Origin of the sequence: Pseudoalteromonas shioyasakiensis (genome assembly GCF_001550135.1) — a bacterium.
GTDB lineage: Bacteria > Pseudomonadota > Gammaproteobacteria > Enterobacterales > Alteromonadaceae > Pseudoalteromonas > Pseudoalteromonas shioyasakiensis.
Genome location: NZ_LRUE01000016.1, coordinates 211,707 through 221,194, shown reverse-complemented (window position 1 = coordinate 221,194; position 9,488 = coordinate 211,707). Strand labels below are relative to the sequence as shown.

The 9,488-nt window shown below is 43.3% G+C and carries 10 protein-coding genes; all 10 read left to right on the top strand.

Annotated features, from left to right (window positions below; genetic code table 11):
* Nucleotides 1-16 precede the first annotated feature (16 nt).
* A protein-coding gene (locus PASHI_RS13850; protein ID WP_156426493.1) for an IS3 family transposase occupies nucleotides 17-1,188 on the top strand; the annotation gives its coding sequence in 2 pieces (ribosomal slippage) (nucleotides 17-290 and nucleotides 290-1,188; 1,173 coding nt in all).
* 175 nt (nucleotides 1,189-1,363) lie between these two features.
* Nucleotides 1,364-2,086: a tRNA (cytosine(32)/uridine(32)-2'-O)-methyltransferase TrmJ gene (gene trmJ, locus PASHI_RS13845; protein ID WP_062566066.1), complete on the top strand. Its 723-nt coding sequence runs from the start codon at nucleotides 1,364-1,366 to the stop codon at nucleotides 2,084-2,086.
* A gap of 210 nt (nucleotides 2,087-2,296) precedes the next feature.
* Complete coding sequence (iscR, locus tag PASHI_RS13840) at nucleotides 2,297-2,788, top strand: Fe-S cluster assembly transcriptional regulator IscR (protein WP_054552499.1); 492 nt, start codon at nucleotides 2,297-2,299, stop codon at nucleotides 2,786-2,788.
* 22 nt (nucleotides 2,789-2,810) lie between these two features.
* On the top strand, nucleotides 2,811-4,028 hold the full coding sequence (locus PASHI_RS13835; RefSeq protein ID WP_062566065.1) for an IscS subfamily cysteine desulfurase: 1,218 nt from the start codon (nucleotides 2,811-2,813) through the stop codon (nucleotides 4,026-4,028).
* 40 nt (nucleotides 4,029-4,068) lie between these two features.
* Entirely contained in the window at nucleotides 4,069-4,452 is a 384-nt protein-coding gene (gene iscU, locus PASHI_RS13830) for a Fe-S cluster assembly scaffold IscU (RefSeq protein ID WP_054552501.1), read from the top strand.
* An 11-nt stretch (nucleotides 4,453-4,463) separates the two neighbouring features.
* Nucleotides 4,464-4,787, top strand: coding sequence for an iron-sulfur cluster assembly protein IscA (gene iscA, locus PASHI_RS13825; protein WP_054552502.1), 324 nt, complete (start codon nucleotides 4,464-4,466; stop codon nucleotides 4,785-4,787).
* Between the two features lie 78 nt (nucleotides 4,788-4,865).
* Nucleotides 4,866-5,393 carry a co-chaperone HscB gene (gene hscB / locus PASHI_RS13820; protein ID WP_054552503.1) on the top strand — a complete coding sequence of 176 codons (528 nt, stop codon included), beginning with the start codon at nucleotides 4,866-4,868 and terminating at the stop codon, nucleotides 5,391-5,393.
* Between the two features lie 47 nt (nucleotides 5,394-5,440).
* Nucleotides 5,441-7,303: a Fe-S protein assembly chaperone HscA gene (gene hscA, locus PASHI_RS13815; RefSeq protein ID WP_062566064.1), complete on the top strand. Its 1,863-nt coding sequence runs from the start codon at nucleotides 5,441-5,443 to the stop codon at nucleotides 7,301-7,303.
* Between the two features lie 11 nt (nucleotides 7,304-7,314).
* On the top strand, nucleotides 7,315-7,653 hold the full coding sequence (gene fdx, locus PASHI_RS13810) for an ISC system 2Fe-2S type ferredoxin (RefSeq protein ID WP_054563549.1): 339 nt from the start codon (nucleotides 7,315-7,317) through the stop codon (nucleotides 7,651-7,653).
* 349 nt (nucleotides 7,654-8,002) lie between these two features.
* Nucleotides 8,003-9,430: an NAD-dependent succinate-semialdehyde dehydrogenase gene (locus PASHI_RS13805; protein WP_062566063.1), complete on the top strand. Its 1,428-nt coding sequence runs from the start codon at nucleotides 8,003-8,005 to the stop codon at nucleotides 9,428-9,430.
* Nucleotides 9,431-9,488 lie beyond the last annotated feature (58 nt).

Here is a 9,488-nt window from a genome sequence, read left to right as displayed (position 1 = left end):
TTTGGAGTCAGTAATCATGAAAGTAAAGTCACAGCGTAGATATTCCCTCGAATTTAAAATAAAAGTCGTTCAAGAGTCGTTAGACACCACAGATACAGTTAAGATGGTCGCTAATAAATACGGTATTCATCCTGACATGCTATCAAGTTGGAGAAGTCACATGACCTCGAAGAAGAAAACATCAAAGCCACTTAAGAACCAAGGCCCTGACAAATCATACACAGATTTAGAGCGCCAAATTCGCAAGCTTGAGAAGCAACTCGAAGATGCTCAGTTGGAGAATGACGTTTTAAAAAAGGCGAAGGTCTACTTCGACAGCCTAAAAGAATAAGGTTCGAATATATCCACAAGGTCACAGACGCCAAACGCACAGTGAAAAAGTTGTGCAGTTGGTTATCTGTGTCGCCGGCTGGGTATTATAAATGGTTAAAGCAATTACCTAGCACACGCCAGAAAGAGAACAGTTCGTTACTTAAGTTTCTAAAGCATATTAGCGACCAGGAGCACTGTATCCCGGGCTATAGAAAGCTTTGGGAAGCAGCGGTAGCACATGGCTTTGATTGCAGTAAAGGACGTGTGCAGAGACTTTTACAAAGCGTTGGGTATCGTTCAAAGTCAGGTAAGAGGCGCTATACAAGCCGCGCGAAGAAAGAAGGTACAATCAAAGCGAGTAACTTACTACGACGCCAGTTTAATGTTGATGCAGTAAATACCGTGTGGGTTTCAGATATCACACAAGTACGCTGTAAAGATGGTTGGCAGTATTTATGCGTCATCCTTGATTTGTATTCTCGTAAGGTTGTTGGCTGGGTAACAAGCCGGATAAACAACGCCGAGTTAGTTATTAAAACACTGAGAAAGGCATGGTCTGCACGCAAACCTGATGGTTCGAACTTGCTCTTTCATTCAGATCAAGGAGCTCAGTATGTCGCAAAGGAAACAGTGAAGTGGTTAACTAATAGAGGTGTCACAGTGAGTATGTCTAGAAAAGGCAACTGCTGGGATAACGCATGCTCAGAAAGCTTCTTCGCGCAGTATAAAAAGGAGTGGATAAAGAATTTAAATGAACTGAGTCGTAGTGAAATGACAACACAAACGTATTTTTATATTGAAAAATACTACAACTCAGTAAGAAGGCATGGCACCCTTGGGTATAAAAGTCCCATGCAATACGAACAAGTTAATTAAACCCCGTGTCTACTTTATCGGGGTCAGATCAGATAGCTGATAGCTGATAGCTGATAGCTGATAGCTGATAGCTGATAGCTGATAGCTGATAGCTGATAGCTGATAGCTGATAGCTGATACCCAATAGCTATGTTATAATCCCCGCAATTTTTGACTTTCAGTAAGTAACAACGCAATGACACTTGATGATATTCGTATCGTATTAGTTAACACATCACATTCTGGTAATATTGGCTCAGCGGCACGTGCTATGAAAACGATGGGCTTATCAAATTTATATCTAGTTGATCCTGCTTGTGAAATTGATAGTCATGCGAGTGCGCTTGCGGCCGGTGCAACTGATGTTTTAGGTAAAACAGTGGTTGTTGATACACTGGCAGATGCGATTGCTGATTGTGGCTTAACAATTGGTACCAGCGCACGCTCACGTACTTTATCTTGGCCTATGGTTGAGCCGCGTGAATGTGGTGAAAAATTAGTGGCTGAGGCTGAACAGGGCCCTGTTGCACTCGTGTTTGGTCGCGAAAATAGTGGTTTAACGAACGAAGAACTACAACAATGTAACTACCACGTATGTATTCCTGCAAACCCTGAATACAGCTCACTAAATCTAGCAATGGCCGTGCAAACGCTGTGTTATGAAACACGTATGGCATATTTAAATAAACAGCCAAAAGTACAAGAAGAAGACGAAGCAACCTACCCAAATGCAAAGCAAACTGAGCTGTTCTACGAGCATTTAGAGCAAACGCTAAACGACACAGGTTTTATCATCAAGCAACACCCTGGCATGGTGATGACTAAACTACGTCGCTTATTTAACCGCGCACGTCCAGAAGAAGCTGAGATGAACATTTTACGCGGTATTCTTACCTCTATTAATAAGTCTATTAAATAATCACAGGTTATAAGTATAATACTTGACTAAATTACTCAGGTAATTACAATGTACTCAATACTTGACCAAAAAGGTCAGGTATTGATGCTGAGCTTATAGCTTATAGCTTATAGCTTATAGCTTATAGCTTATAGCTTATATAATACTTGACTATTTTGGTCTGGTAATTAAAATTTGCACACCTTAGCGTGCAGTAACATCGGGGGCTCCATGAAGTTAACATCAAAAGGCAGATACGCAGTAACCGCCATGTTGGATGTTGCACTACATACAAATGTGGGTGCAGTGCCTCTTGCCGATATTTCTGAACGCCAAGAGATTTCGTTATCTTACCTTGAACAACTATTCGCCCGTTTACGTAAAAACGGCCTTGTGACCTCTGTACGTGGCCCAGGTGGCGGATATTTACTAGGTCGAGAAGCGAACGAAATTTCTGTCGGCGATGTGATTAACGCCGTTGATGAGTCTGTTGATGCAACACGTTGCCACAATGCAACGGGTGGCTGCCAAAGCGGCATGCGTTGTTTGACTCATACCTTATGGTCGGACTTAAGCGCACGTATCGAAGAGTTTTTAAATAGTATTACCCTTGCTGAATTGGTTGAAAAGTCAGATGTGAAAGAAGTCGCATCTCGCCAAGATAACAGCATCAACAATGCAATTAAGCAACTGGAAAACATTCAAGTAAGCTGTCAACTGTAGCTTGACGAAAGCGGAGAGAGAAATGAAGTTACCGATTTATTTAGATTACGCAGCAACCACGCCTGTTGATGAACGTGTGGCAAAAGAAATGATGCAATGCCTGACTATGGACGGTAATTTTGGTAACCCTGCATCACGCTCACACCGTTTTGGTTGGCAAGCAGAAGAAGCAGTTGATCAAGCACGTACAGATATTGCTGATCTGATCAACGCTGACCCGCGTGAAATTGTTTTCACTTCAGGTGCTACAGAATCAAACAACCTAGCAATTAAAGGTGCTGCGCAGTTCTATAAAAAGAAAGGCAAGCACGTTATCACTGTTAAAACAGAGCACAAAGCAGTGCTTGATACGTGTCGTGAACTAGAGCGCCAAGGTTTCGAAGTAACCTATATGGACGTTGAAGAAAACGGTTTACTTGACCTTAAAAAGCTTGAAGCTGCAATGCGTGAAGACACAGTACTTGTGAGCGTAATGCACGTAAATAACGAGCTAGGTGTTATCCAAGATATCGCGACAATCGGCGAAATGTGCCGTGAGCGCAAAATTATGTTTCACGTAGATGCTGCACAAAGCGCAGGTAAAGTACTTATCGACGTGCAACAGTTAAAAGTTGATTTCATGTCGTTCTCTGGCCACAAAGTATATGGTCCGAAAGGTGTAGGCGCACTGTATGTTCGTCGTAAGCCACGTGCACGTTTAGAAGCACAAATGCACGGTGGTGGTCATGAGCGTGGTATGCGTTCAGGCACACTAGCTACTCACCAATTAGTTGGTATGGGTGCGGCATTTAGAATCGCTAAAGAAGATTTCGAAAAAGACCATGCACACATCAGCGCACTTCGTAAGCGTCTGATTGATGGCATCATGGCTGATATGGACGAAGTTTACTTCAATGGTGAACCAAGTCACTCAGTTCCAGGTATTGTAAATATCAGCTTCAACTTTGTTGAAGGTGAGTCGTTATTAATGGCTGTTAAAGACATTGCTGTTTCATCAGGTTCAGCCTGTACCTCAGCAAGCTTAGAGCCTTCTTATGTACTACGTGCATTAGGCCGTAATGACGAGTTAGCACACAGCTCAATTCGTTTCAGCATTGGCCGCTTTACGACTGAAGAAGAGATTGATTACACCGTTGAACTAATCAAAAACTCGATCGGCCGTTTACGTGAGATGTCTCCTTTATGGGAAATGCATCAAGAAGGTATTGATTTAGATTCAGTTGAGTGGGCGCATCACTAATCAGTGATCGCCGCCGCTAGCAGGTAGTGAGGATAGTATTATGGCTTATAGTGATAAAGTAATCGATCATGTTGAAAATCCACGTAACGTGGGTGCTTTAGACAAAAATGATCCGTCAGTTGCAACAGGTATGGTGGGTGCACCAGCATGTGGTGACGTAATGAAATTGCAAATCAAAGTATCACCAGAAGGTGTAATTGAAGATGCAAAATTCAAAACATATGGTTGTGGTAGCGCAATCGCTTCTTCTTCACTTGTAACTGAGTGGGTAAAAGGCAAAACATTAGATGAAGCTGCAACAATCAAAAACACTGATATCAGTGCTGAGCTTGAATTACCGCCAGTGAAAATTCACTGCTCAATTTTAGCAGAAGACGCGATTCAAGCAGCAATTGCTGACTACAAAAGCAAACAAGCGAAGTAAGAGATAAATTCATGGCAGTGACATTGACAGATGCGGCAGCAAACCGCGTAGAATCATTTTTAGCAAATCGCGGCAAAGGCATTGGCCTACGCGTTGGCATTAAAACGACGGGCTGTTCAGGTCTTGCTTATGTTCTTGAATTTGTTGATGAGTTAGCAGACGGCGACGAAATTTTTGAAAGCCGTGGTGTGAAAGTAATCGTTGATGCTAAAAGCTTAGTCTACATTGATGGTACTGAGCTTGATTACACCAAAGAAGGTTTGAACGAAGGGTTTAAGTTTAACAACCCGAACCAAGCCGATGAGTGTGGTTGCGGCGAAAGCTTCACCGTTTAAGCTTATAAAACTTTCTTTGCTTGAAGCCCTGCCTATGTAGGGCTTTGTTCTTTCCTGTTTACCGAGTTGGATTATGTAATGCGTTACTTTGAGTTATTTGCAATTCCAGTAGATTACAACATTGATTTAGCGACTATTAATAAACACTACCTTGAGCTGCAACGTGCAGTTCACCCTGATCGCCACGCAAGCTCTAGCAGCCGTGATAAATTACTTGCTGTGCAAAATGCAGCAGAAATCAATGATGCATTACAAACCTTAAAACACCCGGTAAAACGTGCTGAGTACATGCTAAGCGAGCTTGGTGTTGATATTCGCGCCGAGCAACAAACATTACAGGACCCGCTATTCTTAATGCAGCAAATGGAGCTGCGTGAAGAATTAGAAGAACTTGAAAATGCCGCAGATCCTGATGCAGCAATTGCCCAGTTTGAAGCGCAAATTAAACAACTCGATAAGCAATACAGCAGCGAATTAGCCGCTCAGCTGGCAAGTAATGATGAGCAACAATGGCAAGCTGCCGCTGACAATATTCGTAAATTGAAGTTTGTTTATAAGTTACGCGATGAACTAGAGCGTATTGAAGACAGTTTATTTGATGATTAATCGTTAGTTGTTACACAACAGCTATTTAAGAGTTTAAAAAGAGCATTATGGCATTATTGCAAATTGCTGAGCCGGGGCAGAGCGCGGCACCACATGAGCACAAATTAGCAGTCGGTATTGACCTTGGTACAACTAACTCGTTAGTTGCAACAGTGCAAAGCGGCGAAGCGCGCACACTGACTGATTTAGCAGGCAACGCGATGCTACCATCGGTTGTTCAATACCAAGCAGATAGCATTGTGGTTGGTGAGCGAGCTGCTGCAGCTGCTACTCAAGACCCTGCAAACACTCTAATTTCAGTAAAGCGTTTTTTAGGTAAAACTCAGGCTGAAATCGAAAAAAGCTATGGTCAACTGCCGTACGAATTTTGTGAGCATGATGGCTCATTAGCAATCAGCACAGTTGCGGGTGCAATTAGCCCTGTTACTGCATCGAGTGAAATTTTAAAAGCATTAAAACTGCGCGCAGAAGACAGCTTTGCAGGTCAAGACATCATGGGTGCCGTTATTACTGTGCCAGCCTATTTTGATGATGCACAGCGTCAAAGCACCAAAGATGCCGCAGAGCTTGCAGGTATTAAGGTATTACGTTTATTAAACGAGCCAACCGCTGCGGCTGTTGCTTATGGCCTTGATTCAGGCCAAGAAGGTATTATCGCCGTATACGATTTAGGTGGCGGTACCTTCGATATTTCTATTTTACGTTTACACCAAGGCGTATTCGAAGTAATGGCAACTGGTGGTGATTCGAGCCTTGGTGGTGATGATTTTGACTCGCTACTAGTTGATTACTTCAAAAAACAAACGGGTGTGAGCGAGCTTTCTGCATCAGTATTGCGTTTATTCATTAATAAAGCAAAAGCCTGTAAAGAAGCGCTAAGCCAATACCAAACAGTGAATGTTGGTTTAGAGTTTGATGGTCAAAGCCACAAAGTTGAAGTTACCCGCGAAACGTTTGATGAGCTTGCTCTTAGCCTTGTGAAGAAAACACTACGTTCTTGTCGCCGTGCGGTTAAAGATGCCGGTATCGAGAATGAAGAAGTACTACAAGTTGTAATGGTTGGCGGCTCGACTCGTATGCCAATTGTACGCTCTCAAGTTGCTGCATTTTTTGATAAAGAGCCACTGACTTCTATCGACCCAGATCGCGTAGTTGCACTCGGTGCAGCACTGCAAGCAGATGTATTGGTTGGCAATAAGCCAGATTCAGATATGTTGCTACTAGACGTATTACCACTGTCGCTAGGTCTTGAAACCATGGGCGGCTTGGTTGAAAAAATCATTCCACGTAACACTACGATCCCTGTTGCACGTGCACAAGAGTTTACTACTTTCAAAGATGGTCAAACGGCTATGTCACTGCATGTACTACAAGGTGAGCGTGAGTTAGTTGATGATTGTCGTTCGTTGGCTAAGTTCAGCTTAAAAGGTATTCCTGCCATGGCAGCAGGTGCTGCGCACATTCGCGTAACCTTTAAAGTAGATGCTGATGGCCTATTAAGTGTATCGGCAATGGAAAAATCAACCGGTGTGCAAGCTGAAATTCAGGTCAAACCATCATTTGGTTTATCGGACGACCAAGTTGCAAACATGCTTAAAGAGTCAATGACTAACGCTAAAGACGACATGCAAGCGCGTATGCTTAAAGAGCAGCAAGTTGAAGCGTTACGTGTTGTTGAAGCGCTTGAAGCATCACTGGCAACCGACAGTGCATTACTTGATGAACAAGAATTAGGTGCGTTAAAAGCAGAAATTGCTAAACTTGTTGCCGTACGCGAAAGCGCAACAACACCTGCAGAAATTAAAGCAGCGATTGAAGCTGTAGACAATGCAAGTAGCGAATTTGCTGCTCGCAGAATGGATGCATCAATCAAAAAAGCGCTGCAAGGGCAGTCAGTAGACGAAGTTTAACGAGGTAAGGTATGCCACAAATTATTTTTCTTCCACACGAAGAGTTATGCCCAGAAGGCGCTGCTATTGAAGCTCCTGCAGGTGAAACGGTATTAGATGTTGCGCTAAAGAATGGTATTAGCATTCCGCATGCATGTGAAAAATCATGTGCATGTACAACATGCCACTTAGTCATCCGTGAAGGCTTTGACTCTTTAGATGAGAGCGATGAGCTTGAAGACGACATGCTAGATAAAGCATGGGGTCTTGAGCCAGAGTCACGCCTTGGTTGCCAAGCGGTGATCAAAGATGAAGATTTAGTGGTTGAAATTCCAAAGTATAATCTCAATATCGTTAATGAAGAGCATTAATTTTTAACGGCTTTGATTTCGTAAAAACCGCTGTAGTTGCTTGGTCTCTACAGCGGTTTTTCTATTTTAGAGCTGTCAGCTTTCAGACGTCAGTTTTTAGCAAATTGAGAGGGTGTTTCAGTTATTTGTGTTTTTGAGCAGCAATAGCTTTACATTCATTTCTCAGGTTTTATGTTTTTGATAGCTGATAGCTGATAGCTGATAGCTGATAGCTGATAGCTGATAGCTGATAGCTGATAGCTGATAGCTGATAGCTGATAGCTGATAGCTGATAGCTGATAGCTGATAGCTGATAGCTGATAGCTGATAGCTGATAGCTGATAGCTGATAGCTTTTACTTGGAGGTTCTATGTCTGATTTGGTTTTTTCTGATTCGTTTATCGACGGTGACTTTTACTCTACGAGCCAGCGTTTTAGTGTAGATAACCCCGCAACCGCAGAGGTGATTACTCAGGTTTCTGATATTGATGAAGCTGGGGTTGAGCTGGCTTTAAAAAGTGCTGACGAGGCATTTAGCAAACTAAAGCAAACAACTGCAACCGAACGTAGTGAAACGCTGCGCCGATGGTATGAGTTGGTTATTGAGCACAAGCAACAACTTGCTGAGTTAATGACTAAAGAGCAGGGTAAGCCTTTAAAAGAAGCCTTAGGCGAAGTTGAATACGGTGCAGGCTTTATTAAATGGTTTAGTGAAGAGGCAAAGCGTAGTTATGGCGATACTATTCCAGCCACTGACAGCAAGCATCGCTTAACAACGATAAAGCAACCAATTGGTGTGGTGGCTGGTATTACACCTTGGAATTTCCCGATTGCCATGATCACCCGTAAAGTGGCACCCGCTTATGCCGCGGGTTGTAGTTTTGTGATTAAACCTTCGGAGCATACGCCATTGTGCGCTATTGCCTTAGCCTATCTTGCTGATAAAGCCGGATTTGTAAAAGGTGCGCTGAACGTGGTGGTCTCCGAAAACGCAAAAATGGTGGGTGAGATCATGACTGAGTCGGAGCGTGTGCGTAAGTTCACATTCACAGGCTCAACCGGTGTAGGTAAGCAGTTGCTATCGCAGTGCGCTTCGACTATTAAACAAACATCGATGGAACTTGGTGGTAATGCCCCGTTTATTATTTTCGATAATGCCGATTTAGATGAAGCAGTTGCTGGCCTTATGGGAGCTAAGTTTAGAAACGCAGGGCAAACTTGTGTTGCCGCTAACCGAATTTTTGTTCAGCGCTCAGTGCTTGAAACGGTACTCGAAAAACTCACAGACAAAGTGGCTGAGTTAAAAGTTGGCAATGGGCTTGATGACGGGGTAGATATCGGCCCATTAATTTACCCTAAAGCAAAAGAAAAAGTGCAAACACTGGTGCAAGATGCGGTTGATAAAGGGGCATCGTTAATCGGTGATAACAGCGAGCTTGAAGGTAGCTTTCAAGCGCCATTAATTTTAACTGATGTGACCCCAGAGATGGATATCTATCATGATGAAGTGTTTGGCCCTGTAGTCAGCATAATCGCCTTTGATGATGAAGAAGAAGTACTTCAGCTTGCGAACGACGTACCTTACGGTTTAGCTGCGTATTTTTATAGTGAAAACATCAAGCAAGTTTATCGCGTAAGCGAAGCACTCGAATACGGTATGATAGGTATTAACGAAGGCCTTATCTCAAACCCCGTAGCGCCATTTGGCGGCGTTAAACAGTCAGGCTTAGGCCGAGAAGGCGGCCACCAAGGGTTAGATGAGTACCTAGAAGAGAAGTATCTTTGTGTTAAGGTTTGAGCCGTCAGCCGTCAGCCGTCAGCCGTCAGCCGTCAGCCGTCAGCCGTCAGCCGTCAGC

What these genes read in the sequence shown, in the direction of transcription:
- hscA (WP_062566064.1), top strand. Translation starts at nt 5,441, where the DNA reads ATGGCATTATTGCAAATTGCTGAGCCGGGGCAGAGCGCGGCACCACAT.
- iscU (WP_054552501.1), top strand. Translation starts at nt 4,069, where the DNA reads ATGGCTTATAGTGATAAAGTAATCGATCATGTTGAAAATCCACGTAAC.
- iscA (WP_054552502.1), top strand. Translation starts at nt 4,464, where the DNA reads ATGGCAGTGACATTGACAGATGCGGCAGCAAACCGCGTAGAATCATTT.
- hscB (WP_054552503.1), top strand. Translation starts at nt 4,866, where the DNA reads ATGCGTTACTTTGAGTTATTTGCAATTCCAGTAGATTACAACATTGAT.
- iscR (WP_054552499.1), top strand. Translation starts at nt 2,297, where the DNA reads ATGAAGTTAACATCAAAAGGCAGATACGCAGTAACCGCCATGTTGGAT.
- PASHI_RS13835 (WP_062566065.1), top strand. Translation starts at nt 2,811, where the DNA reads ATGAAGTTACCGATTTATTTAGATTACGCAGCAACCACGCCTGTTGAT.
- fdx (WP_054563549.1), top strand. Translation starts at nt 7,315, where the DNA reads ATGCCACAAATTATTTTTCTTCCACACGAAGAGTTATGCCCAGAAGGC.
- trmJ (WP_062566066.1), top strand. Translation starts at nt 1,364, where the DNA reads ATGACACTTGATGATATTCGTATCGTATTAGTTAACACATCACATTCT.
- PASHI_RS13805 (WP_062566063.1), top strand. Translation starts at nt 8,003, where the DNA reads ATGTCTGATTTGGTTTTTTCTGATTCGTTTATCGACGGTGACTTTTAC.